Source organism: Haloarcula sp. H-hyl6, from assembly GCF_056934455.1.
The window spans coordinates 57,144-81,955 of the sequence record NZ_JBRIIK010000005.1 but is presented as its reverse complement, the minus strand read 5'-3'; the positions used below and the strand labels follow the sequence as shown (position 1 = coordinate 81,955).

At 50.9% G+C, this 24,812-nt stretch carries 13 protein-coding genes and 8 pseudogenes; 9 read left to right on the top strand and 12 right to left on the bottom strand.

Features of this window, described 5'->3' with window-relative positions; all coding sequences use genetic code 11:
* Positions 1-253: 253 nt before the first annotated feature.
* The 7 genes and pseudogenes from Hhyl6_RS22800 to Hhyl6_RS22770 form a co-directional block, all read left to right on the top strand.
* Positions 254-856 (top strand): annotated as a pseudogene (locus Hhyl6_RS22800) (transposase); the annotation flags it as partial.
* Positions 857-1,535: 679 nt separating this feature from the next.
* Positions 1,536-2,275: pseudogene (locus tag Hhyl6_RS22795) on the top strand (transposase).
* A gap of 407 nt (positions 2,276-2,682) precedes the next feature.
* On the top strand, positions 2,683-3,480 hold the full coding sequence (locus tag Hhyl6_RS22790; RefSeq protein WP_483741519.1) for a sodium:solute symporter family transporter: 798 nt from the start codon (positions 2,683-2,685) through the stop codon (positions 3,478-3,480).
* On the top strand, positions 3,477-4,205 hold the full coding sequence (locus tag Hhyl6_RS22785; RefSeq protein ID WP_483741518.1) for a sodium:solute symporter family transporter: 729 nt from the start codon (positions 3,477-3,479) through the stop codon (positions 4,203-4,205). Before Hhyl6_RS22790 ends, Hhyl6_RS22785 begins: the two co-directional genes overlap by 4 nt.
* A 272-nt stretch (positions 4,206-4,477) precedes the next feature.
* Complete coding sequence (locus Hhyl6_RS22780; RefSeq protein WP_483741517.1) at positions 4,478-7,051, top strand: GcvT family protein; 2,574 nt, start codon at positions 4,478-4,480, stop codon at positions 7,049-7,051.
* Between the two features lie 118 nt (positions 7,052-7,169).
* A complete protein-coding gene (gene ilvA, locus Hhyl6_RS22775; RefSeq protein WP_483741516.1) occupies positions 7,170-8,414 on the top strand; it encodes a threonine ammonia-lyase in 1,245 nt (414 codons plus the stop codon).
* A 160-nt stretch (positions 8,415-8,574) separates the two neighbouring features.
* Positions 8,575-9,747 (top strand): metal-dependent hydrolase family protein, encoded by a 1,173-nt coding sequence (locus Hhyl6_RS22770; protein ID WP_483741515.1) that lies wholly within the window; start codon positions 8,575-8,577, stop codon positions 9,745-9,747.
* Positions 9,748-9,806: 59 nt separating this feature from the next.
* Here the strand turns inward: Hhyl6_RS22770 and Hhyl6_RS22765 are convergent.
* The 8 genes and pseudogenes from Hhyl6_RS22765 to rdfA form a co-directional block, all read right to left on the bottom strand.
* Positions 9,807-10,587, bottom strand: a pseudogene (locus Hhyl6_RS22765) (transposase).
* 242 nt (positions 10,588-10,829) lie between these two features.
* Positions 10,830-11,708, bottom strand: a complete 879-nt coding sequence (locus Hhyl6_RS22760; RefSeq protein ID WP_483741514.1) for an ABC transporter permease — start codon at positions 11,706-11,708, stop codon at positions 10,830-10,832.
* Positions 11,705-12,655 (bottom strand): ABC transporter permease, encoded by a 951-nt coding sequence (locus Hhyl6_RS22755; RefSeq protein WP_483741513.1) that lies wholly within the window; start codon positions 12,653-12,655, stop codon positions 11,705-11,707. The genes Hhyl6_RS22760 and Hhyl6_RS22755 overlap by 4 nt, the downstream gene beginning before the upstream one ends.
* A gap of 5 nt (positions 12,656-12,660) precedes the next feature.
* The gene (locus tag Hhyl6_RS22750; RefSeq protein WP_483741512.1) at positions 12,661-13,761 is read right to left on the bottom strand and encodes an ABC transporter ATP-binding protein; all 1,101 of its coding nucleotides are present in this window, start codon (positions 13,759-13,761) and stop codon (positions 12,661-12,663) included.
* A 2-nt stretch (positions 13,762-13,763) separates the two neighbouring features.
* A complete protein-coding gene (locus tag Hhyl6_RS22745) occupies positions 13,764-14,840 on the bottom strand; it encodes an ABC transporter substrate-binding protein (RefSeq protein WP_483741511.1) in 1,077 nt (358 codons plus the stop codon).
* Between the two features lie 824 nt (positions 14,841-15,664).
* Positions 15,665-15,890: pseudogene (locus Hhyl6_RS22740) on the bottom strand (IS1595 family transposase); the annotation flags it as partial.
* A gap of 237 nt (positions 15,891-16,127) precedes the next feature.
* Positions 16,128-16,928: an IclR family transcriptional regulator gene (locus tag Hhyl6_RS22735; protein ID WP_483741510.1), complete on the bottom strand. Its 801-nt coding sequence runs from the start codon at positions 16,926-16,928 to the stop codon at positions 16,128-16,130.
* A 227-nt stretch (positions 16,929-17,155) separates the two neighbouring features.
* Positions 17,156-17,797: a rod-determining factor RdfA gene (rdfA, locus tag Hhyl6_RS22730; protein WP_483741509.1), complete on the bottom strand. Its 642-nt coding sequence runs from the start codon at positions 17,795-17,797 to the stop codon at positions 17,156-17,158.
* Between the two features lie 1,153 nt (positions 17,798-18,950).
* Between rdfA and Hhyl6_RS22725 the strand changes: the two are divergent.
* Together Hhyl6_RS22725 and Hhyl6_RS22720 are read left to right on the top strand one after the other, a co-directional pair.
* Positions 18,951-19,834 (top strand): annotated as a pseudogene (locus Hhyl6_RS22725) (IS1595 family transposase).
* A gap of 92 nt (positions 19,835-19,926) precedes the next feature.
* Positions 19,927-20,358, top strand: a complete 432-nt coding sequence (locus Hhyl6_RS22720) for a universal stress protein (protein ID WP_483741508.1) — start codon at positions 19,927-19,929, stop codon at positions 20,356-20,358.
* A 76-nt stretch (positions 20,359-20,434) separates the two neighbouring features.
* Here the strand turns inward: Hhyl6_RS22720 and Hhyl6_RS22715 are convergent.
* The 4 genes and pseudogenes from Hhyl6_RS22715 to Hhyl6_RS22700 all read right to left on the bottom strand — a co-directional run.
* A pseudogene (locus Hhyl6_RS22715) lies at positions 20,435-21,157 on the bottom strand (IS1595 family transposase); the annotation flags it as partial.
* Positions 21,158-21,238: 81 nt separating this feature from the next.
* Positions 21,239-22,489 (bottom strand): annotated as a pseudogene (locus Hhyl6_RS22710) (IS200/IS605 family accessory protein TnpB-related protein).
* Positions 22,486-22,711: pseudogene (gene tnpA / locus Hhyl6_RS22705) on the bottom strand (IS200/IS605 family transposase); the annotation flags it as partial. The pseudogenes Hhyl6_RS22710 and tnpA, both read right to left, overlap by 4 nt.
* Before the next feature lie 267 nt (positions 22,712-22,978).
* Positions 22,979-24,469 carry a sodium/proline symporter gene (locus tag Hhyl6_RS22700; protein WP_483741507.1) on the bottom strand — a complete coding sequence of 497 codons (1,491 nt, stop codon included), beginning with the start codon at positions 24,467-24,469 and terminating at the stop codon, positions 22,979-22,981.
* Positions 24,470-24,812: the final 343 nt, after the last annotated feature.

Below are 24,812 nucleotides of genomic sequence, written 5' to 3'. Positions count from 1 at the left end.
AGGATGAGTCCCTGTTCGGATTTTCTTTGGGCCTGTTGCAACTATTTTTCGCGCCATATGGGTCAATGCTGGCACCACTCCAATATCGGGCATAGCTATTGCTCACTACGATAGCAATCCTCCTTATCGTATATTCCGGACTCCTCCAAACACTTTTTTCATACGCTCTTGCTTAGGAGATTGTGGATACTGCTGAGCGGTAGCTACGGAGTCGAAGAGGACAAGGGCACCGCTGACGCGGTGCCCGACACGGATGATTCCGCTCGATGTATTTGGGTCGGAATCGGTCGCAGCGGACCTGCTCCAACAGGTTCGCTGGCGTAATGGTGTTAGCTGTTCTCGCTGCCGTTTTGACTAAACGGTCAGAAACGGCAGCTACAGAGAGTTTCAGCGGTATCTCTGTAAGAATTGCGACCGCACGTTCAACGACAAGACTGGCACAATTTTCGCTCACTCGAAGATTGCGCTCCAACGGTAGCTATTCTCGATCTACGCGTTTCTCCGCTTTAGCACGAGCCTCAGCCAACTCCAGTGCGAAATCGAGGGGACACACAAAACGATGCACCGGCGCATCGAGCGCTTCGCCAGAGCGCTCGATGCGCCTTCCCTCGATCTTGTTGGACCAGTCGAAATCGACGAAGTGTACGTCTCTGCCGGGAAGAAAGGCCGCGAGCGCGACTCCTGGTCACGCTCGCGTGGCCGTGGTTCGTACGATGGCGACAAGCCACCCGTGTTCATTATCGCCGACCGTGGCACCGGACAACGGTACGTGATCCCGGCGAAAGCTGCAGACGAATCGACGATTCGACTCCTGCTAGCGGACCGGCAGCAGCAGTCGCTCACTCTCTATACCAACTGATCTCTACACGGGACTCAACCGTTGGATATTCAGTAGATACCATCACCAAAGGGAGCTACGTAAACCGATAATAGACACTGTGTATTTGCATATTGCAAACGCAGTACTATAGCCGTACAAATCCACTTATTAAGCCCGCCTCATCAAGCATTACAATATTAGCTCTGTAATTTGGATAAGCACATGGAGTGCTATAGCACAACAAGGAAGATCAGAAACTCCTGGCAAAGTATTACATGACTAGTATTGTAATGACCCCCCGTAGCGTCATTTCTATACGAATCACCGAGGGGTGTGTATCTGGATTATCCAAACAGTTACTCGTATATGGTTTTCTCAGTAGTGCTGGAATAGATAAGTCGTCTATCTGTCCCATAAGAGCACTCAGCCTTGGGATAATGGAGTAGGTGGCTCTCTACCACAGGCATATTTTACAGGAAATTGGATTGGTTAAATATTATCATATCTCGACATAATAGCTAGAATCAGTCCCTATAGCTATCATTCTCAATGTGGCCTGTTCGTTTGGGAAATCCAAATTCTGGCCTAATGATTTTTACAATGAATGATGGTAATAATATAGGCGCATAATCTATTTGAAGGACTCTAGTGGGTCGCTTGACAGCGGTGGTTTCGTCCGTCAGAGCTAAATGAAGCGGGAAACTGCCGATGTTCTATGTCGAACACCTCCTGCTTTACGAGCAAAGTCGTTCAGTTAGCTAAAAATGCTGTTGGTGGCCGAGGCGAAGTCGCCGACTATACCGTCCTATCGCTGCATTGTCTGCGAATTTACTTGGAGAAGTCCTACCGAGAAGCGTTGAATCTGCTGAGCGAAATACCATATGTTCTTGGGGAGATCGGCCTCGACGCGGCTGATCCCTCCGATCACCCCTCTAATTTCAAGTAGTTGATATAATCAAGACAGTACTCTGGTGAGTGCTCGGTACAGTTACACGAACCATCCGGTCATGCCGCTATCGACGCGACGATCTTCACCGAGAAAACGCTAGCAAGCACTACTATCGCCGGACGAATTACCGGGTTCAGACACTCAAAGCGACTGCGCTCGTCGACACAAAAAGCCACGCAATTCTGGACGTGGACTGTACGACCGAGAAACACCACGACACAGCTCGGCTAGCGACAAAGACTGCGATTGGATGGACTTACGCGAAAGACTCCGCGAGGAGGGCGTTAGACCGCTGATTAAACATCGTGAGTTCCGGCTCCTTGATTACGCGGACAACGCGCGGATCGGTGGACCTCGATACTACCAACGAGCGATGTGAAATACCGTCTTCTCCACAATCAAGCGCACGCTCGGACGCCGAGCGTGCGCGAACCCGATACGGTGAATTTCGTGAGCTCGTCCTGATGTGTGCGGTTGACAACACCAAGCAGTTTCTGAAACAGTGAATTCAAGCTACATCTAGCGATTCACCACAGCCCAGAAGTTTGTATTTAGTAGCGTCGCGTAAACCGCGTCACAGCAATTTCGAGTCGGTCCTTGGAGCAGATTTCTACAGCAGTTCCGGAAAAATCGCACAATGAGACGATGACGAAGCACGAATACAGTGATGGTGAATATATGCCAAAAGTTTTGCTTATTAAATATAATTCACATAGGTTAAATTAGATACGGTAGAGCCAGTCAGAGACATCAATTATAAATAGAAGGGGATGCATGGTACCAATGCCAATGATAATGGCATACCTGACAGCAGTGTTTATTATAATTCCATGGATCATCCTGGGATTATACATCCGTTGGGCAGTACAGTCCGGTTATGAAGAGTCATTCCCTCTAGCGGAGGAAACCTGAGATGAAACTAATACATTGGACAGCAGTATTTGGAGCTCTATTCCTCGGAATAACCTTTCTACTGACCTATGTCGCTTCTAAGCGAACTGAGAATCTTCGTGACTATGTGGTCGCACCAACAAGCTATGGACCAATTTGGGTGGGTCTCGCATTGGGTGCGACTTCAAGCAGTGCATCAGCCACTATGGGTACCCCTGCCTTCGTTTATACATATGGCTGGTCAGGGATGTGGTATGCATTTGGGTATGGTCTAATAGTTCTTGCTTGGGCAGTTTCGGCCTATCAACTACAGCGGTTCAGCCGTGACTTAGACGCAAGTTCTCTTCCGGACTTCTTTGGAAAGCGATTCCAGAGTCCATTTTTGCGCACTTTTTCGGCGGTCGTAATTCTCTTCTTGACTTTCTACATAGCTGCACAGTTCGTCGGCGCCTCGCTCTCAATCACTGAACTAACTCCTATATCATACACTACAGGCATAATAATGGGTACTGCGATCATCGTTGCTTATGTGATGATCGGGGGTGCACACGCAGAAGTACTGAACAGTGCAGTCCAAGGTGGGTTTATGCTCGTGTTCGGTTTCCTTGTAATTGCGGCTGGGCTCATGAGCGTTGGTGGTATCGGTGAACTGAATGCAGCAGCAGTGTCAGTTGATCCTTCGCTTGGCTGGGATTCGATGTTTTCTGCTCCTGAATTCACTCCGTTCAACGCTTCAGCGAGCTTTATTTCATTAGGGTTATTCGCTCTGACACCCCAGCTGTCACGCCTTTGGATGGCTCTCGACGATGAAAAAACGTGAAACATACCCTTCTTGTAGGTATGTTCTTTGTGACAGTAATGTATGTGATGACGATTGTCGGTGGTTTAGCCGCTCGTGCACTTGCGCCAAATCTGGAGATTGCTGATCTCGCTACTCTAACGCTGCTCTCTGAGACAATGCCAGACTTTGTCTTTGCGTTTGCCGGAATTAGTGTGTTCGCTGCAATTATGTCAACCACTTCGGGACTCTTCCTTACGATTGCCGTCGCAATCACGAACGACATCTACAAAGATACGATTGTGCCTCATTTCTATCCGGAAGCCGATGAAGAGGTCATTCAACGGCGAACGGATCGCTGGACACGCTTCCTAATTGTTGTAATTGCGGTAGTAGCGCTCTATATCGCTTACCATCCACCACAGTTCCTCACAGGGCTGATGTGGGTCGGTATAGGCGCGTTTACTGCCGCATTCGTGCCGGTTCTTGTATGGAGTTCCCTATGGGATGGAGTAACACCCTTCGCTGCCAAAGTAAGTGCCATCACCGGGTTCTCCATCCATATATTCGGGTACTTTGTATTAGGAAAAATGATGGGTCATGCTCTATGGACAGTCCCATGGAGGGGTGCTGGTGTGGGCATTCTAGTCACCTTTTTGCTAGTCCCAGTGGTGAGTAAGATATCGTCACAAACCCTCAAGCAGCAGTTCTTAGACGATATATTTTCTAAGAATAGAGAAGCGAGAGCAAATCAATCCGATGACTAATTAGCCGAAGACTGAATTCATCGAAAATATTCTCCCACTTTGCGGTGTCGAATATCTAATCACATTTGGCCACGCTGAACACCTGAGACCTTTGACTAGACGGCGCCAACTCAATTACAGGATCAAGTGCTCAAGCAACAACGCGTCAGAGTGGTGCATTTCCGACAAAGCTAGGTAGACATACTATTAGAGTACTGGGACAATCTCGTAAGGGACGTTAACAACAACCGATAATTATATTTGTCTTCGTATAGAATCTGTTTTTGTCGTATATGAACGCAAGCGATAGCCTGCCGACAGAAGCTGATACTGTCGTTATTGGTGCTGGAATTGTTGGTTGTAATGTCGCCTACCAACTCACTCAACTTGGTCGAGAAGATATCGTAGTGGTTGACCAGGGACCCATGCCGACCACCGGCGGTTCTTCAACCCACGCGCCAGGGATCATGTTCCAGACCACCGAGCACAAGATCCTCACCAAGTTTGCCGATTACAGCCGGCGACTATACTCGGAGTTGGAAGGCCAAAACGGTGAGCAAGCCTACAAGGAGGTCGGTGGCGTCGAAGTTGCAAGAAGCGACGAAAGAATGGACTATCTCCGACGTCGAGTCGAATGGGCAAAATCCTGGGGAATTCCCAGTCCCGAAATCTTGTCACCTAGCGAAGTCGAAGACAAGCTTCCTCTCGTTAATAGCGACCGAATTCAAGGTGGATACTATTCACCCACTGACGGACAAATTTCTGGTGTGGTCGCCTGTGATGCATTAGCTCGTGAAGCGATAGACAATGGTGCGACATTTGTTCCACATACGCGGACAGAAGATATTAAGATTGATAATAGCGAAATAAAAGAAGTCATAACTGAGAACGGAACAATCGAATGCAACGAAGTCGTTGTCGCAACCAATATTTGGGCTAGGCAGCTCAGTGAAAAAATAGGGCTCGATATTCCGGTGGTGCCCGTTGAACACCAGTATACGATGACGGAGTCACTAGACGAGCTATCTGACAACGCCGTGGATATCACGACCCATCCCCTGTTTGAGAACTACGAGAACGTTTCTGGTGAAAAAGCCAAACGCCTGCTCGTTGGGCCAGACCGACCGATCCTACGGGATCAAGACAATGCGATGTACTTCCGGACTCACGGGGATGTCTATGGTATTGGCTCATATAATCATGAGTCTATTGTCCCAGATCCACAGGAGCTCGGAGGCAATGATCCGGACGGTGAACAGGGTTCCGTCCACGAGTTCACCGAGTACCACATGAACAATGCGACCCACCCGGATCGCCAAGAAAAAGCACCTCGGCAGGCTAGCAACGAACTTCTTCCCGTGACTGAAGGGAAAGATCTCGAGTTCAAGTACAACGGGATGTATTCCACCGCGCCAAATGGCCTGCCTGTACTGGGTCCAGTTCAGGGATACAACGGGCTCTGGACCGCAATGGCAAGCTGGGTTACGCACGCTGGTGGGGCTGCTAAAGCTCTTGCTGAATGGATGGAGAATGGAGTCCCATGTCTTGATGACGGGCCTATTGATCTTGCACATGCGGACGTGAATCGATTCGACGAACACGAAGGAAGCTGGGACTTTGCACGTGATCTCGGTGCTGAAGAGTACCGGATGATCTACAGCATCGTGCATCCGAAGTGGGTGTGGACGGATCACCAGCGAGACATCCGTCGGACGCCGATGTACCACTCCCACAAAGAACTCGGAGCCGAGCTGTGGGCCGAAGCCGGCTGGGAAGAGCCCCAGTGGTTCGAGTCGAACGCAGACCTGTTGGCCAAGTACAGCGACCAGATCCCCGAGCGGGGAGACTGGGCCGGGAAATACTGGTCCCCGATCGAAGGAGCAGAAACCCTGAACGTCCGAGAGAACGTCGGTCTGCACGACATGACCTCCTTCAACAAGATGGAGGTCGTCGGCAACGAGGCCGGCGAGTTCCTCCAGTATCTCTGTACGAACGACATGGACCTCGACGTCGGCGACGTCAGGTATACGCTGATGTGCAACGAGGGTGGCGGCGTCCGGGCCGACATCACGGTCACGCGCACGGAGGAGGACCGCTACCTGCTCCTGACCACCGGCCGTGAAGTCGGAAACAACCACGTGGCGTGGGTCAAAGAGCAGTCCCCGGAAGACGTTGTTGTCAACGACGTCACGTCCAGTTACGCGGCAATGGTCTGTACGGGCCCGAACGCCCGGAAGGTGCTGTCGAAGGTCACCGATGTCGACCTCTCGGACGACGCCTTCCCGTTCTTCACGAGTCAGGAATTCTATGTGAACAACATTCCTGTGACCGCGCTCCGCGTCTCCTATGCCGGCGAACTCGGTTGGGAGCTGTACACGCCGTCGGAGTACGGCGAGCGCCTGTGGGAACACATCATGGAGGCCGGCGAGGAGTACGACATCCGGCCGTACGGGAACGGCGCCCTCAACGCTCTGCGGATTGAGAAAGGGTTCCGCCTGTGGGGCGAGGACCTCCACACTGAACACAACCCCTACGAGGCGGGCCTCGGCTGGGCCGTCGACCTCGAGACCGACTTCATCGGCAAGGAGGCCGTCGCCGCGGCCGCCGACGGCGACAACATCGAACACAAAGTCGCCTGTCTAACCCTTGACGATGAGGACGTCACCGTGCTGTCTCACCGACCGGTACTCGACGGCGATGAAACGATTGGATACATCCACAGCGCCGAGTACGGCTATACTGTCGGTGCCTGTGTGGTGTATACCTACTTGCCGCCAGAATACGCCGAACCAGGGACCGAACTCGAGATCCTCTACGAAGGTGAGAGACACACTGCAACCGTGCGAGAAGAGCCGCTAGTGTCGTAAATGGAGGATTCTCTGTAGTAGAATAAATTCTCCAACTATTATCCGGCTAATCTGCGGGTAGTATCGTACATGAACAAAATTACGCAGTTGTTGGAAAACCAGAGCGCGATTCGAAATTATGAGTGAACGATACGAGATTGAAGTAGAATATCAGGATATTCAACGAGCACACGAACGGCTAGACGACGAGACTGTCGTCAAACACACGCCAGTAGAACGTAGCACGTCTCTTGGCAGAATGGTCGGCGGGGATGTATTCTTAAAAATGGAACATCTCCAGTGGACCGGGTCGTTCAAAACAAGAGGAGCGTATAATAAGATCTCTCAAGCCATCAGCGAAGGAAATGACAGATTCATCGCTGCGAGTGCTGGAAATCATGCTCAAGGCGTCGCACTTGCTGCAACAAAGTGTGGGGCAGAATCAACGATCGTCATGCCGGAAACGGCTCCACAGGCTAAGATTGATGCAACCCGTAGCTATGGCGCGACGGTAAAGTTGGTCGGTCAGGATTTCCAAGATGCGATGTCATTTGCGCAGTCACAAGCAGAGGATGATGAAGATGTAAAATTTGTTCATGCCTACGATGACAGAGACATTATTGCTGGTCAAGGAACACTCGGAATCGAGATGCACGATGACTGTCCAGATGTGGATACTGTTGTCGTCCCTATCGGCGGTGGGGGGCTAATAAGTGGGGTTTCTACAGCATTTGCTCACCTCTCACCAGAAACACGAGTCGTCGGTGTGCAGGCAGAGGGTGCTGAGACAGTCCATGAAAGCCTGAATAAAGGAATTCCAGTAACACTTGATGAAGTGAGCACTATAGCAGACGGCATCGCTACGGGAGGAATCTCTGAGAAGACACTCCAGATAATCCAAAAGAACGTAGACTGTGTTGTGACTGTTTCAGACACAGAAATCGCTAGAGCGCTTCTCCTCTTACTGGAGCGATCGAAGCAAGTTGTCGAAGGAGCTGGGGCAGCATCCGTAGCTGCTATTCTAAGCGACGAACTCGATGTTTCTGGCGAGACAGTAATGCCCCTACTATGTGGCGGGAATCTCGACATGACGAGGCTTCAAACCGTCTTACTGCATGCACTTACAGACAGAGATCATATTCTCCAGGTACGGGTCCGGATCAACGACACCCCTGGAAAAATGGAAGATCTGTCAAGTATCATCGCAGAACACGGTGCGAATATTCATGATGTTCGGCACGAGCGAGCAGACAAAGGGTTAGACGTTGGCGAAGCGTATCTTGTATTTGAAATCGAAACAAGCGGTACTGAGCATTCGGATTCGATTATTGAGAGTGTCGAATCTAATGGCTATAAAGTCGAAAACACACACGCAGAGCGATAGTAAATTCCCTGAGCTTGCCAAAGCCAAGATCAGCGGAAATATCATCGGGTAGCCAAACTATTCCTAACCAAAGATTTTAAGATGTCTCGCACACGTTGTATACTCGCATGCTACTACACATAAATGTGTGTCGGTCAGCGATAGTTAGAGGTGGACAATCATGAGTGACTATGATCTGCTGCTGAACGGTGATCTGTGGGACGCTCAACAAGGGCGCAGAAGTGGGATGTGGCTTGCGGTAGAAGATAGCGTCATTGAAGGAGTCTATGACAGCAAGCCGGGCACGGCAAAAGAGGAACAGGAAGTTGAACTGCTCACTCCGGGCCTAATTGATCTCCACGTACATTTGGTGTGGGACGGAAGCGGAGATCCTGTTGCCACGCTACGAAAACAGTCTGAACAGGAACAAACAATTCATGCAGTCGCGATGGCTCGTGAGCAAGTTGAAGGCGGGGTCACTACTATCCGAGATCTCGGGAGTACCCATGACATCGCAATCAACGTCGCAAACGCTGTCAGACGCGGTGAGGTTCCCGGTCCACGAATTCACGCCAGTGGCAAAACAATAATCATCAGTGGCGGGCACGACCCATTCTGGGGAATTCCCAGCGATGGAGTTGATGCCGTTCGTTCGAGTGTCCGTCAACAGAGAGATAAAGGCGCTGACGTGATTAAAATTAGTGCCACTGGAGGGGTATATGGACAAGCAGTTGGTGAAGATCCGGGGATGTCGGAACTTTCCAAAGACGAAGTAATCGCTGCCGTTGAGGAAGCACACCGTTTCGATCTCCCTGTCGCCGTTCATGCCGTCGGCACAGAAGGGATCGAAAACTCTGTGACCGCTGGTGTCGATACCCTTGAGCATGGGAACCTGATGACCAGCGAGAGCCTTGAAAGGATGGTTAAAAAGGACATTGCTTACGAGCCCACTCTCTATATTTACAAAACGGTCGCTGAGGGTGGCGAAAGCATCCCAGATTATGCGTATGAGAATGCTCAGCGAGTGTCTGAGCGCCACTGGGAAGTGTTCGACGAGGCAATCAATAGCGACGTCCGAATCATCGCGGGCAGCGATGCAGGTTCGCCAGATATTCCCCATCCGGCCTTGCATCACGAGCTCGAGTGCCTGGTGAAGGGTGGTATGACTGAAGAGGAAGCCTTGGTGGCTGCGACGAGCACACCAGCTGACGAGCTTGGCGAGCCCGGACTGGGCGTTCTCAAACCGGGAACACCAGCAGATATTGTAGGGTTTAATGATGATCCGCTTACGGACATCACAGTAACCGGTTCTCCTTCAGTGGTTGTTGCAGACGGTGAACTGGTAAGGAAGTAAGTTAGTGTGGGTCCAAGGGGGAGAAATTTCTGCTCTGTTGAATAAAGGCTGAGTAACGGTTACAGCGGCTCACACAGTGGTTCGATGTTGATGATAGCGAACATCAGGATGATTTCACGGAACTGCCGATACCAGTCCAGCGCTTTGTTGTCGAGTGCGAAGTTTCGGCCATCCAGCGCTGAGAGTAGCTTTTTGTCCGGCTGAGCGCGTTGTTCACAGCTGCCATCGGTGATGAGCCGCAGTAGTGAACGAGGTACTCCACACCTATGGCGGCATTCTCGTACTCAGTGTGCCAGTCTTGGGATCCGTTGTCGGCGGCGACGGACTGCAGGTCGTCCGCGTTTCAGCTGACGACCTGCGGTCCGGTCTTCGTATCGTGTTTCCACCGGGCGGCGATGCGAACGTCAAACACAGCCAGTGACTCCACATCTGTTAATGTCGTCACTTTCAGCGTCTGTACTGTGCTTCCTGACCGCTAGCGGAAGTACGATGAAGCCCTACGGCGGTCAAAAAACGTGCTGTCGAGAGCGGCGTGGCCAGACTGCGGGTGTTGCTGCGCCGAAACGCGCAGCAACGCCCACCAGACCCACATTTTCAGCCGGTCGAACGACTTGTAGATTATACTGTAGTCCGGGAAATCGTCCCAGTCCAAGACAAGCATGTCTCGAATATCGGCCATGTAATTCAGTCGGTTCGGCATTTTGTGGTAGCTGTGGCCCTCTTCAAGCCGGAAGCAGTGTAGAACAGCGTGAACCCAGCGGACGAGCCCGCATGCTTCCCCAACGCTTGTTTAGCTAGCCGACGACACTGCCCAATGAAGTCGAGGAAATCGACTTCCATAGGACAGAGTCGAATTCCTAGTCTTCACCCTTCTAAACCAATGATATCGGCTAATTAGATCGCTATTCAACAGAGCAGTCTGTTCAACTTCCTTGGCGGTGCTCGTACTGCTGCACTCTCTCCACTGAACTCTCAGGACATCAGGTATCTTCACGTACTTATCTCTGTGACTGTCAGAAACTGATTCGGCTCGACTCGGAGCCATCAGCGAGAAGATGCGAAAGAAGGCAAGAGATCAAGATTCAGGTGTATCCGAGCGCGTCGGAGACGTCGAAGATGTGTTCTACAACGGCGATTGCGAGGAGAACGAGGAGTATGTTGATGGTAGCGACGGCGGCAATAACGGGACTCGCTCCAAACTTCATCTGAGAGAAGATGCGCACTGGAACTGGGGTCATCAGCGGACCCTGGAGGAAGATGGTTATTTGCAGATTGATGAAGCTCACGATGAAGGAGAATATAGAAGCGGTCACGAGCCCAGGGAGCAATAGCGGAAACGTGACCTTCTGGAACGTCCGAATCTCGTCTGCGCCGAGGTTCATCGCTGCTTCCTCGAGGCTCCTGTCGAAGTCAGACATCGAAGCCAAGATACTCCGGATTCCGTACGGTGTCGCGTATACCGCTAGACCGATTGAGACGCCCCAAATGTTCCCGGATAGTCCGAACTGCTGCAGGAAAAGCAGCAGGGCGAGCCCGAGGATGACTTGGGGAATCATCAGCGGAAGGAACGTAGCAGCACCGAAGGCGTCCTTGTAGCGGAAATCGAATCGAGCAAGCGAATAGCCAGCTGACACGCTCAACACTATCGCGACGATTGTCGCGAAAACGGAATACTGGAAGGTAGTGACGAACGACGAGATCCATGTATCCGAGGTGAGAACCGTGAGATAGTGATTGAGCGTAATCGAAGACAGCGAGAAGTTCCAAATGTTGTCCTGGTTGAAGCTCAGGAGGATAGCAAATAGCACTGGGAGAACGAGATACGTGAGGGTGAGTCCAATCAATCCGTAGTACAGATACTCGGATAACTTTTCACTCCGTGTCGAAGGATCCAGCGTTCCAATAACGGAGGCGAGCCGAAAGGTCGTCGTTCGCCCGACATTCTGTTTCCGCTGGCTCATACGAAGTCACCTCCTGCCGTTCCGTTCGTCCCGAGTTTGGTGTAGAGATACACTAACAGGAGAGATGTCGCGAGGAGGATGAACGAGAGCGCGGCACCGAGTGGCCAGTTTAGATCTGTTGTCGAGATATTGTAGATGAAAGGTGCGAGCATCGGAACCTGTGGCATTCCGATGAAAATAGCAGTGGCGAACGTGCCCATCGTCAGAACGAACGAGATGAGCGTCGAGCCGATAATGCCAGGAATTGACAGCGGGACAGTCACGTAGAAGAACGTCTGGAGCCGACTGGCACCGAGATTATACGCGGCGTCAATCAATTCCCTATCGAGCGAATAAAGCGCACTCATGATAATGAGGATTCCGAACGGCATGAGGACCGACGCCAGTGCTATGACAACGCCGAGTTCCGTCTTCAGCAGTGTGAACTCAACGCCGAGAGAGGCCAATAACTGATTGACTAATCCGTTCTCACTCATTACCACGAGCCATCCGAAAACCCGAACAACGTTCCCAACGAGCATCGGTGCGATGACCAGCAGTATGACTGCTTGTGAGTATCGCCAATTGGTGAATACGATTGCGTAGGCGACGGGATAACTCAACGTAACGGTGAGAAGCGTCGTGAAGACAGATATCTTCACCGTGCTAATGAGTGCAGTCCGATACACGTCAGACGAGAAGAACTCAAGGTAATTCTCGAGAGTGAAAGCCGCCCTCATCGTCCCGTTCGGGACGTTCGTATAGAAGCTCACGAGGAGCATGTAGGCGAGCGGTACGACGAAGAAGAGTGCCATGTAGAGCAAGTAGGGGCTCGCGACGAGGGCGTGCGAGTAGTTCGTATCCTTATGCTTCCGGACTAGGCCGTGAAGCGGCCCGTGAATCCACTCGACTGGGTTGTACTTCGAAGTAGCTGGTGACAGTTCGCTGTTTTCGTATTCGTCCGGCATGGTGTTCAGTCAACGAAGACGTACGGCATCTCGGGGTCGATAGCCAAGTCTACCTGGTCACCCGTACTGTATTGGCCGTCGTCTTCGAGATTTTGTTTCTCTGCCCTGATCTGCTGTCCTTCGACCGAGAGGAGGAACGAAGTCTTCGATCCGAGATACGTCTTCTCCTCGATGGACCCTGTGAGGATATTCGAGGCGCCTGCGTAATCTCCAAGGGCGAACCCTTCAGGCCGTAACAACACAGTCACCTCGGCGTCCATGTCTATCGTCGCGCTATCCGTCGTCGATTGGTTAAGCGCGATTTCGTCCCCGGTGTCCGTCTGGACAGTGTAATGGGTACTGTCGACGGACACCACGGTTCCGTCGAGAAGGTTCGCGTCACCGATGAAATCAGCGACGAACTCGTCTGCTGGCGTCTTGTAGATCTCCTCTGGCGTACCTACTTGGTGTATCCTCCCGTCACGTAGGACAGCCATTCGGTCGGATATCGTCAGCGCCTCGTGCTGGTTGTGCGTGACGTAGATCATCGTCACGTCTAGGTCCCGATGCAGTCTCAAGAGTTCTAACCGCATGTTCTCGCGAAGCTTTTTGTCGAGATTCGAGAGTGGCTCATCAAGCAGCAAGACCGACGGCTCTATTGCTAGCGCCCGGGCAAGCGCGACGCGTTGTTGTTGGCCGCCTGAGAGTTCGGAAGGATATCGATTCCCCATCCCGGACAGCCGAACGGTGTCAAGCATGTCCTCAATCTGGGCATCGATATTCCCAGTGAATCCGTCGTCCATCTTGAGACCGAATGCGATGTTGTCGGCCACGGTGAGATGCGGAAAGAGTGCGTAGTGCTGGAACACCATACCGAGGTCCCTTTCGTATGGTGGAGCAGCCGTCACGTCCCTGCCATTGATGTAGAGCGCTCCCTCGGTCGGTGTTTCGAATCCAGCGACCATCCGTAGGGTTGTAGTCTTACCACAGCCACTAGGGCCTAACAGGGTCAGCAACTCGCCTTGCTGGACTTCGAGATCAACATCGTCGACGGCGATGATGTCACTAAACCGTTTCCGGACGTTCGACAGTTCGACGACTGGTCGATTATTCGTGTCAGTACTCATCGTCAGGAGTGTTTGTTGATTATCTGGTTAGCTCGTTCGCGCCAGGAACCCTGATTGCTCGAAACCCACTCGAAATCCGGCACATTCAAGCTGTCGATGACGTCGTGTGTGACGATTTGCTCTCGAAGGTCTGCGGGATACTCGACCTCAGAGTTTGTGCTTCCGTAGTACATTTTCTTTGCAAACGCCCGTCCCGACTCCTTCGATAGCATCTGGTCGACGAGTTTCGCTGCCCATCTCTTTTTGTTCTCAGGAACGTTCTTTGGAATAGCTGGACCGAACGATGCGGTCATCGCGCCCTCTTTCGGGATGGCCGCAGTCACCGGTGCGCCATCGGTGGCGTGCCAGAATGCTGCTCGCGCAGCCCAGTACCGCGCGATGTGGACAGTCCCACTAGACAATGCATTACCGTAGCCATCAGTCGTATTCAGGAATTCGGGGCTTTGATTCTGTACAATGTCTTCATAGAGTTCGAATGCAGTATCAATGTTCTTGAACGACTCGCCGCCCGACTCATAGAGTGACAACGCCATAAGATCGTGGGTTGGGACCTCCGTATCGAGGGTGAGGGAGCCCTTGTACTTGGAATCTAAGTAAACACCCCAAGAACTCGGTTTCGACGGGACCGCTTCGGTATTATACAGCAATCCACTCGCCGTGAACGCCCGCATAACCCAGTCTTCTCCCTTGAAGATGCCCGGAACGTTCGCTAACGAGGGGACAAGGTCAGTGTTTAATGGCAGCCAGAGTCCAGAATTCGACCCCTTGACGAGTCTCGCTCCGTCCTGGAGAGCTACGTCAACAGGAGGATTGTCTTTCTGTGCAATGATCTTGCTCAGTCGACTTCCACCTTGACCGACAACCGAATTCACTTCGATACCAGTCTCTTCCGTAAACGGCTCAACGACCGTTTCACGGACAGCGTCGTTCCATGAACCGCCCCAAATGCCCATATTGAGAGAATCGGGCTTGCTTTGTGACTCAGCTCCCGTCCCTGTACAACCAGCGAGTGCCGTTGCCCCAACACCGATACCGATCCGTGTGAGGTACCCTCGGCGGGTAAAGTCTCTTGCTACCATGCTACAAACACTCAATTACCACACGGTATCTTAAGTGTTTTGTCGGGAGCAAAAGTCGGTTGTTCCCATCTTTCCTGATTGCTGACTCAATTTCTGGAGCAACACGAGCGTGACCAGAGCGGTTGATTTACTGAGTCGAACAGAGAGTGCATTCTCACCCCGGTGAGAGCGCTGTCAACCCGGACAAGACGTCAAGCAGTCGCTCATTCACGAAGTGGTTGCTGGACGCGGGCGGCTTCAGCCCGCGTTCAACTGGCTGTAGGTCAGCGAGATCCCAGTACGGTTAGTCCGTGCTCCCCACTTCCGATGCAACGGTTCGTCGAGAGCGTGGTCAACACACTCACGGAACACCTCAAAGCGAAACCAGACAGGGTGTGCTCGCCACGCCGCGAGAGTGGTTTGCGAAAGAGTTGGGCCCTGAGAGAGCGTCTATCTCTTGATGAAAAGTGTTCGGCGAGGGCAGCTAGTGAAGCACTTGTCGGAGGAAGAACTCGAACAGGTAATCACAGACGCACAGAATGAGGACGAGACGCGTCTTATCCGGCGATTGTGCTACATCAAGAATCTCTACCAGGATGATACGCGCGAGGGGGCTGGCAAGCGCGTCGGGAGTCCCCCGATAAGCGAGAGAGCAGCTTGTCTTTGGTGAAATCGTCACCGTTCACAGAGTCCACCTCCCAGCAAGGACAGCAGAACCATCGGGATGGGCTCCGTGGCGGAGCCTATCCCTCAGAGCCGCACCAACTTTCTGCTGCCAGTACCTACGACCCCATTGAACGGTCTCCTACGAACAAATGATGAAATCAGTCCTGGCTAAACACATACTCTTTGAAGATGCCGCGATGAGGTGAGAGCCACCATCGCGTCAGCGACATGTAGCTCTCGCAGGTCTTGACGTGTACGTCGCCGTCAACGTATGGACCGTCACGGTGGACGACGTATTCGTGGGTGAATATAAGGTCGTCCTCTAGCGGATTGTATGCGCGAATCCATCGGTATAGACGGTTAGTGACTCTCCTGTTCGTGGTTGACAAGCAGGAGTCGTACAGTCGGTTATTAGTGAGATAGAAATCTAGATTCTGATTTTTAGTGATAACAAGTCCGTTGGTTTTAGCATTACAAACATTACGATCACTAACCCCCTGTTTTAAGAGAGATATGATTTTTGTATAATGATAAAGTTAAATATAATTATTATACATCATAATATAATATTTTTTGACTAGAATTAAACTGTGGTTTGGAAAGTACAAACCCTCTCACTATTACACTCCCACACCTGTATTTCTATTCGGGTTGACCTTCGTGATTTCGCATTGTTTGAATATTGACCTCGATTACGTTTGCTGTACTGGTGACAGTGGTTGGAACACTCTCATGGAAATCCTCACCCTGCATTCGACTGGTGGGTTTAGTTACGCTAATTGAACCTAAAACGTTATTCTGACGGTCAAAAATTGGTGCCCCCACTGCGCGCGTCCCGAGTATTTCTTCTTCATCATTGAGAGCGTATCCCTGCTCACGAATACTTTCTAATTCCGTTAGAAGGTCTTCTTTATTTGTCAGCGTATTTTTTGTTCGCCTCGGTAAGCCCGATTTTTGAATGATATTCTTGACACGATCTTCCGGAAGATGTGCTAAAATTGCTTTTCCATACGCAGAGCTATGAAGATATCCGGGCTTTTCCAGTTTTTTGCTATAATAATCCTTGCCAACTGCATTGTCTCCACGAGCTTCATGCAAATAGATCAAATCACCATGTTCTTCAGTGACTAAATGGACGTATTCTGCTGTCTCCTCTGCTAGCTGATCAACTTCAGACTTTCCCGCTCGATAGAGTAACTCGTTGTTTTTAACGAACTCACCCAGACCTAGGAAGTGGAGACTGAGCCTATATTTATTATTTTCTTTAACCACATACTTCTGTTTTTTGAGTGTTGCAAGATGGGTATAGACAGTCCCCTTTGGAACGTCCAGTTCTGATGCAAGTTCTGTTACACCGGCACCACCCAGGTTCTCCAGTGCGTGAATAATATCCCAACTTCTTTCGACCGTTTTCATCGTTCGAGGTGAGTTGTCTTCTGGCATTATCAGCGTGTTTGAGGTAGGCACACATAAATGTTTGCAGATTCCAAACACGGATATCGCAGTAACATACATAAAAATAGTTTTGGTAATAGTAATCAAATTTGTTCCTAAGAAAAGAGACGGTACTCAGACACATATATTTGCAATATGGAAACATAGTCAGTCCCGAGCTGATATTCCATTACAAAGCTAGTTTTGTAACAGTATGGAAAGTGGTTTCTGGTTCTTCAGGTCTTATTCTCACAATCACAATGTCCTCGGTCAAACAGCTCAAAGACGTTATATTGTTGATTACAGTCAGTACAGACTATCTGAATGGTAATGATTACATCAAATGAGCCCACGACAAGACGTCCAGTAGAAATGAGACTGTTAATACTATTTTCTGTTACGGCTTGAAGCCGTCCCTGTAATCGTTTAATTGTTTCCTGGGTCTTCGTCACTTGATCTGTGTTGTTATCCTCACGTTCGACTCCACGGTCTTTCCGAAGATATGTGTGGATTGCCTGATGAGAAACGAAATCGTTCTGAAGGGTATCGATATCAACTCCTTCTTGTTTTAGTTCACTGACTACCTCTATCCGTGTTCCTTCAGTAGTCTCATCATCTGTAAGTAACGTGTAGAGCTGATTTACTTCGTCTTGTCTTGCCAACATACCTGCGTCTGCCATTGCAGATTTCAATACTCGACGATTCATGACATCTGCAAGAGTTCGTAGACTTTGTTGTTCACGACCATCACCCAACCAACGTTGTTCGAGTTCCGCTCCGAATTCATCGAGGTCGTATTCAGAAATGACCCGCGCTACCTTACTTGAGCGTTTAGTATTTTCTTGGTCACTCTTGCTGTTAGATTCTTTTTCGGTCATGTGTTTTCCTATGGGCGTCTCTTAAATAAGCGTTCTGTCCCTAGTCTAATCGTGTTTAAATAAGCGTGGAAACTGAGGCGTGAGAATTTTGACACTCTGTACCAGAATCGTGCCGCCTCAATGGTAATAGAACATAGGTTAATTTGGATTGTGTGGACAAGAATAGATTAGGCTGGCAATCGAGTTGGCTAATCAAACGTATAGTTCTGGGCTGAAGCTGCCGAATATCATCAAATCATTTCATAGTCTTGGTGTCCACCCATATCCAAAAACAAGGTACGATTGGCTGCAAAAACCGATTTGCAGACAGTATCTGAAAACTCTCCGAATGAGATTGGCCATGACCAAGCTGAGGTCCAAATCAACGATCGCCAATTCTGGCTGAACTAGGTCTTCTGGGGGATCCAACACTGCTATCTGGTCTCCTCAATCAAAGACGTCCTTTGGAATATACAATTCGACTTTCCATAGTTTCGGAGAACCAACTTACGATATGATATCCCAGATTTAGAGTTTAGATAGCGAGTAGCCGTTATTCATGAAATAGTAGTTTAGATTGTCATATTATCCTCACTCAGATTCGTAAGGTAGAGACGATTTAAAGAGGATTTAGAATCACTGGTAGATCTCATGTAGTTAGTATATTACGAAATGTTGGAACCCAATGTTTAAAATACTATTTTAACACCAGAGAGATCCAATATCGCCTTTTTCGTAAATCACAGCTGAAATGGTGATGCGAAATTTTTTCTTGTCTATTTCATAATTTTTGCTTTTCCCAGTAGGTTCAAAGTGGAAGTCTATGCCAGTACTAAAGTTGAATAAGGTTCTTAGGCTCTGAAAGAGGTGAAATCAAGGGGATGATTATCTGGGTGTACTTAGAGTAAAAGGTAGAACAGTAGCTGTATCTCGAAGTATAACAAAGTAATCGTATATTCATAAGGCCGATATTCAGTATTTCACAAAGCCGGGCATTGAGACATCTGCTCGCTGAATGTGGGCCTGCGATCCACATCAATCAGAGGATGAAATTCACTGAACCCAGTTCATCGATTTTCTCGTACGCTCTTGCGTAGGAGATTATTGATACTGCTGAGCGGTTGCTGTGGAGTCGAAGAGGACAAGGACACCGCGTCAGCGGTGCCCGACACGGATGATTCCGCTCGATGTATTTGGGTCGGAATCGGTCGCAGCGGACCTGCTGGAACAGGTTCGCTGGCGTGACGGTGTTACCTGTCCTCGCTGCCGTTCTGACCGAACGGTCAGAAACGGCAGCTACAGAGAGTTTCAGCGGTATCTCTGTAAGAATTGCGACCGCACGTTCAACGACAAGACTGGCACGATCTTCGCTCACTCGAAGATTGCGCTCCGTCGGTGGCTGTTCTCGATTTACGCGTTCCTCCGGTTTAACACGAGTCTCCGCCAACTACAGTGCGAAATCGAGGTAACACACAAGACGATGCACCGGCGCATCGAGCTCTTCGCCAGAGCGCTCGATGCGCCTTCCCTCGATCTCGTCGGACCGGTCGAAATCGACGAAGTCTACATCTCTGCCGGGAAGAAAGGCCGCGAGCGCGACCAGGAGTCGAGCTCGCGTGGCCTGTCCACGCGCGGGCGAGGTTCGTACGATGGCGACAAGCCACCCGTGTTCATAATCGCTGATCGCGGGACCGGACAGCGGTACATGATTCCAGCGAAAGCCGCCGACGAATCGACGATTCGACTCCTGCTTGCTGACCGCAAAGAGGAGTCGCTCACGGTCTATACCGACGGCTTTCGAGCGTACGAACCGCTCGAAGCGGACGACGCATTCGACCGCGAATACGTCGCCCACGGTGACGGCGAATACGCCGATGAGGAAGTTCACGTCAACACCTGCGAGAGCCACGCGTCGCAGTGCGACGGTGGCTCTCGCCCCATCGAGGAATCTCCAAAGACAAGTTGACACAGTATCTCAGAGCGTTCCAACTACGTCGGGAACCGTTTCGGAAACCCGGCCGAGACGCTCTCAAACACGCTGTTCGAGCGACGCTGTGAAATCAACAATGTGCTACGGATGAGCGTATACACTAATAAAGCGTGACTAAAAATGACCCAAATTATAAGACGCTACATGAGAAAGCTTAGATATGGTAATCCTCGCAGCTATTGATAAGTCAGAGAGAGCGCCTGAAGTTGTCGAGCAAGCAGACAAATTGGCTGAAAAATTCGGAGACGAAATTCATGTAGCGCATGTAATGAAAAAGTCGGAGGTAATCGAGTCTAAAGAGTCAGATATCGGCAGCGTAGAAGCCCCAGATATGGACGAAATGCAGTCGATAGCTAGAGATGTTGGACAAAATATACTCAATGATTGCTCAGCTGAATCTGAGTTGGAGGTCATTGGTCTTATTGGCAACCCAGCCGACAAGATTGTAGAATACGCGCGCGAAGTAGATTCAAGATACATAATCGTCAGCCCGAAGCGGCAATCTCAGACGGGGAAGATACTCTTTGGAAGTGTGGCCCAGTCTATTCTTTTAAATGCACATTGTCCAGTAGTGTCTTTCACAGATCTCTGAAAACAGTCTCGTCGGATTTCAATAGACGCCACAGTGCATTTTATTTAACGCTCTCATCTGTTGCACATTGTTGATTTCACAGGGTCGCTCGAACAGCGTGTTTGAGCGCATCTCGACTCCGTTTCCGGAACGCTCCCGGCGTAGTTAGAACGCTCTGAGATACTGTGTCAACTTGACCTTGGAGATGCCTCGATGGTGGCTCTCGCAGTATTGGCGTCCAACTCGTCAACGGCGTACTCGCCCTCGTCCTGGATGACGTATTCGCGGTCGAGTATGTATTCTTCTTCGACCAGTTCTTAGATCCGAAAACTATCGGTATAGACGGTCAGCGACTCCTGCCGGTAGTCGGCCAGCAGGACTCGAATCATCGATTCATCTGCGGCTTTCACCGGGATCACGTACCGCTGTCCAGTTCTCCGTTCAGCGGGAACAAACACGGGTGGTTTGTCACCATCGTACGAACCATGCCCACGCGAGCGCGACGTCCCATTACGTTCGTGCCCTTTCTTTCCGTCAGAGATGTACACTTTGTCGGTTTTAATCGGCCCGACAAGGGTCGAGTGAAAGCGAATCGAGCACTTTGCCAGAGCGGTCGATTCGCCGGTGGTTCGTCTTTTGTGTTACCTCAATATAACACTGTAGGCGCCGGAGACTCGTATTGAACCAGACGAGCGCGTAGATCGAGATAACCACCGTCGGAGTGTAACCTTCGAACATGCGAAGATCGTGCCCGTCTTGTCGTTGTGCGTGTGCGGTCGCAATTCTTACAGAGACACCACTTATATTCACGACAGCTTCCTACTTATTGACCTCCTCCTCCACGTTCACGCGGCGGAATTCCACCACGGGATTTCAGGCCGGGCGAAGCAGTCTGTTGGTTTCAAGACGCATACGTTCCACGCGTCTCCTGCTGGGTGTCAGCTTCGGCGGCTGTCCTTGTGGTCCGGTCAAAGAGACACCATCCGTAGCCGAGTCATCGGCCTTCTGCCGGGAAGTCCGGTCGCTTCGTCGGTGGCTCGCTTCACTACGGTACGGTCTGCAATGTTTATCGCCCCGTTCACGTCGGCTTGGTACACACCAAGCCAGCAGTCGTCGTTCGAGCAACGGAACGTCGCCTGTCGTGGCCGGGAGTCGTGTTCATCGCAGGCGTGGCACGCTTTCGACGTGTTGGGGAGATTCACCATCTCGACGGGAATCCCCTTCTCGGTGGCTTTGTAGCGAATCTGTGCGTAGAGTTTCGCAAAGCCCCACCCGTTGCAACCGTCGGTTCATGTACGCGCCGTAGTCCATGTTCTCACGGATGTACGTCAAGTCCTCCAGCACCAACGCTGGGTTCTCGGTTCTCGGCGGACTCGGCGTATGCCACGACCTCGCTGGTCACTCAGTGGAACACGTCCTCAATCCGGTCCCACAGCGCGTCACCGTAGGATGCTGCGATTCGCTCACTACCACACTTCTGAAGGTGTTTTGTGGCGGTGAAGTAGGTTTTGCGGAGCCGACGAACGGCCTTGCCGTCGTCGGCCCACAGTCGGGGCGACCCGAAGAACCGGTCTCGTCGCGGTTTGTCCCCGTGACGAGACCGGTTCTCCAATGTCCACACCAATGGGCGTAAGTTCGTCGGCGGACGCCGCAGGTTGGTCCTCTACGTCGCGGGTAGCGGTGACGTGGAGATAAGTACCGCCCCACTCGAACAGCCGACTTTCTCCCATCTCGGCGTCGTCAGCGTACAACGCTTCCAACCACTCCCACTGTTTGGGATTGGGCTGTGCCGGTATCCAGAGATGGTAGTCCTCATGGTACGGAATTTTTGCGTACCATTCGATAGCGGTCTCTGGTTTGTGGTCGAGTTGCAGACCCTCGTTGGTGAATCGCACCGGGTGGTCGTCGTGAAGCTCGTCGGCGTCGTAGCTTTCGTAGAGTTGTGAGGCGTACTTCTCGAGGGCGTTTTTCACATAGCTACTCAGGTCGTACTCGACTACTACGTCGTTGGCCGCTGACTGTGTGGCACAGCCAGCGGCGAACGCCTCCTGAAGTGCCTGCTGGAAGCGTCCCGTGTCTCACGAAGCTTCTGTCGTTTGTGGACGTTCGGGCCAACAAGCTTCAGTTCGAGCGTCTTCGTGAGTTCGGTTATGGTTCTGTCTCCATGTAGCGGTCGATGTAGTTTTCGACGATTTCGCCGGAGACGTGCCCGGCTATCCCAGATAGTAGCCGCGTGCCCACCGGATGTTCTCGTCGTCGTGGTTGGCGTGACGGTGGTTGTACTTCCGGGAGGAAAAACCCTTGAACAATTGGAGAGCAGTGCCAGACTGTGCTTAGGCGGGCTACTGACGGACAGGTGAACATGGTCGGGTTGAAAGACGGGAATATGCGCTTGTCTCTCTATCACAGACTCAGACGGGCAGCACGGCTACTGGACGACATCTTGCCACTGAACCTTCTCGAGCAGGTTCGCTGCGCTCCCTCTGAGCTTATTCGTTTAAACAAAAATATCCCATCCGGGTGACGCTACTGGGTCACCCGTACCTGCTATATCTTCACAGTGGTATCTCACCTGACCGCCCATCGGCCTCTTGAGAGCGTATCGTGTTTTATTCGTCTCGATTAGACGGCACACCCCCTCTCAATCATCGTTTCCTGCAGCAGATACCTCCTTTGAGGAGAGTTCTTGGATATGCTCTGTCTGTTCAACCTGCGACTGTGAGTATCTACTCACCACGTAGATGGTTACAAATGACAATAGCATCGGCCAGATGTTCCACGTGATTAGAACAGGGTGGAAGCTTCCAATATATGTGAAGCCGATAATCGTCCCAACTAGGCCGACAACCATTCCAGCAGCTACACCTTCAGAAGTCGTATTCTTCCACCACAGTGTTGCGAAGATAGCCGGACCGAATGTGGCACCTAGCCCGCCCCAAGCGAAAGCAACCAGTTGCAGCACTAGAGAGAGATCCAATGCCGCAATTATCGTCGATATCACGCCGAGAGCGAGTACGGAGAATCTAGCTATCTGTTTCGATCGCTGGTCAGATATCTCGTTGCCAAGCAATCGTTCATAGAGATCCCGAGAGACCGTCGTTCCACTGATCAGTAGCTGAGAGTCCCCCGTGCTCATCAGTAGCCCGATGACTGCTGCTAAGACAAAGCCAGCTGCAACAGGTGGGAGCTGATTAATTGCTAATACTGGGTATACGAGTTCCTCATTGCTGAGCGAAGACCCCTCCAGCAAAACGCGTCCCGTTAGCCCAATGAAGACAGCAGTAACCGCAACTATCAGCTGGGCACCCCCGCTCCAGGCCATGGCTGTTCGCACGTTTTTCGAGTCGTCGATGGCGAAGAATCTAATCAGAGATTGTGGATTCCCGAAGTACGCCATCCCAATGAATCCCCAGAAAATTATACTGCTAAAGAGGGCGAATCCCTGGTTTCCACCGGTAAATGATACAAGAACCGGATCTACTGAAGCTAACGCGTTAAATAGCTGCACCGGTCCACCAACCTGGAATGTTGTCCAGATTACAAATGTGAATGATCCGAGAACGACAAGTACACCCTGAATGAAGTCCGATACTGCAACAGCTTGGAACCCACCTGCAACTGTATACAGTACAATTATTGCCCCCATTATAAAGGCGGACGTCATCCAAGGTAGGTCAAAGAATGGCTGCAACGCTGTTGCTCCAGCAGTGATTTGCGAACTCACATACACTGTTTCGAAGACGACCAAGGCAATCGAGGCTATGAGTAGTACTAATTTGCTACCAAACAGAGTTCCAAGGTATGCTGGCAGCGTTTCCTCTCCGACTACAGTACTGGATCGTTTTAGCCTGCCTGCAACGCCATAGTACATGATAACCCAGCCAGTCACCTGTGAGATAATTGCGATCCACGCCCAGGTCCCGACAACATAGGCAAATCCAGTGATTCCGATCAGCCAGAAGCCGCTCATAGCTGAAAAGAGCTCACTGATGCCGGCAAACGAACTTCTTAGATTCCCGCTCGCAATCATGTAGTCTGACGAGTCATCAACGCCTCTGTACTCATAGTACGCGAGGGAGGCTAAACCGAATACATACAGCCCAAAGACAGCTGCATAAGTGAGCTGACTCATTGTTCGACCTCCGGATTTGAGACGTAGTAAATGTAGACGCTTAGAACGGTCAACAGAGAGCTCACAACAACCATAATCAGAACACCAAGAGCGATAGAGTTCCCATCAGGGGTACCAAATGCGAAGCTAGACACGAATGCTACCAGAAAAAATGACCCCGCGAATAACCACCCAAGTATCATTCGCTGCCTCTCCGTTCGTATCTCCAAGCCTAAGCTTGACATGAACCTTGTTGTCATGGCTCCATCATCAGCTGATACAACATAGATACTTAAAGGTATCGCAACATGCCTGATAGATTAAGAAGAATAAATTCATATTCCCATATATGTGAAAGAGGCCT

What these genes read in the sequence shown, in the direction of transcription:
- Hhyl6_RS22770 (WP_483741515.1), top strand. Translation starts at nt 8,575, where the DNA reads ATGAGTGACTATGATCTGCTGCTGAACGGTGATCTGTGGGACGCTCAA.
- Hhyl6_RS22780 (WP_483741517.1), top strand. Translation starts at nt 4,478, where the DNA reads ATGAACGCAAGCGATAGCCTGCCGACAGAAGCTGATACTGTCGTTATT.
- Hhyl6_RS22700 (WP_483741507.1), bottom strand. Translation starts at nt 24,469, where the DNA reads ATGAGTCAGCTCACTTATGCAGCTGTCTTTGGGCTGTATGTATTCGGT.
- Hhyl6_RS22790 (WP_483741519.1), top strand. Translation starts at nt 2,683, where the DNA reads ATGAAACTAATACATTGGACAGCAGTATTTGGAGCTCTATTCCTCGGA.
- Hhyl6_RS22755 (WP_483741513.1), bottom strand. Translation starts at nt 12,655, where the DNA reads ATGCCGGACGAATACGAAAACAGCGAACTGTCACCAGCTACTTCGAAG.
- Hhyl6_RS22760 (WP_483741514.1), bottom strand. Translation starts at nt 11,708, where the DNA reads ATGAGCCAGCGGAAACAGAATGTCGGGCGAACGACGACCTTTCGGCTC.
- rdfA (WP_483741509.1), bottom strand. Translation starts at nt 17,797, where the DNA reads ATGACCGAAAAAGAATCTAACAGCAAGAGTGACCAAGAAAATACTAAA.
- ilvA (WP_483741516.1), top strand. Translation starts at nt 7,170, where the DNA reads ATGAGTGAACGATACGAGATTGAAGTAGAATATCAGGATATTCAACGA.
- Hhyl6_RS22720 (WP_483741508.1), top strand. Translation starts at nt 19,927, where the DNA reads ATGGTAATCCTCGCAGCTATTGATAAGTCAGAGAGAGCGCCTGAAGTT.
- Hhyl6_RS22745 (WP_483741511.1), bottom strand. Translation starts at nt 14,840, where the DNA reads ATGGTAGCAAGAGACTTTACCCGCCGAGGGTACCTCACACGGATCGGT.
- Hhyl6_RS22750 (WP_483741512.1), bottom strand. Translation starts at nt 13,761, where the DNA reads ATGAGTACTGACACGAATAATCGACCAGTCGTCGAACTGTCGAACGTC.
- Hhyl6_RS22735 (WP_483741510.1), bottom strand. Translation starts at nt 16,928, where the DNA reads ATGCCAGAAGACAACTCACCTCGAACGATGAAAACGGTCGAAAGAAGT.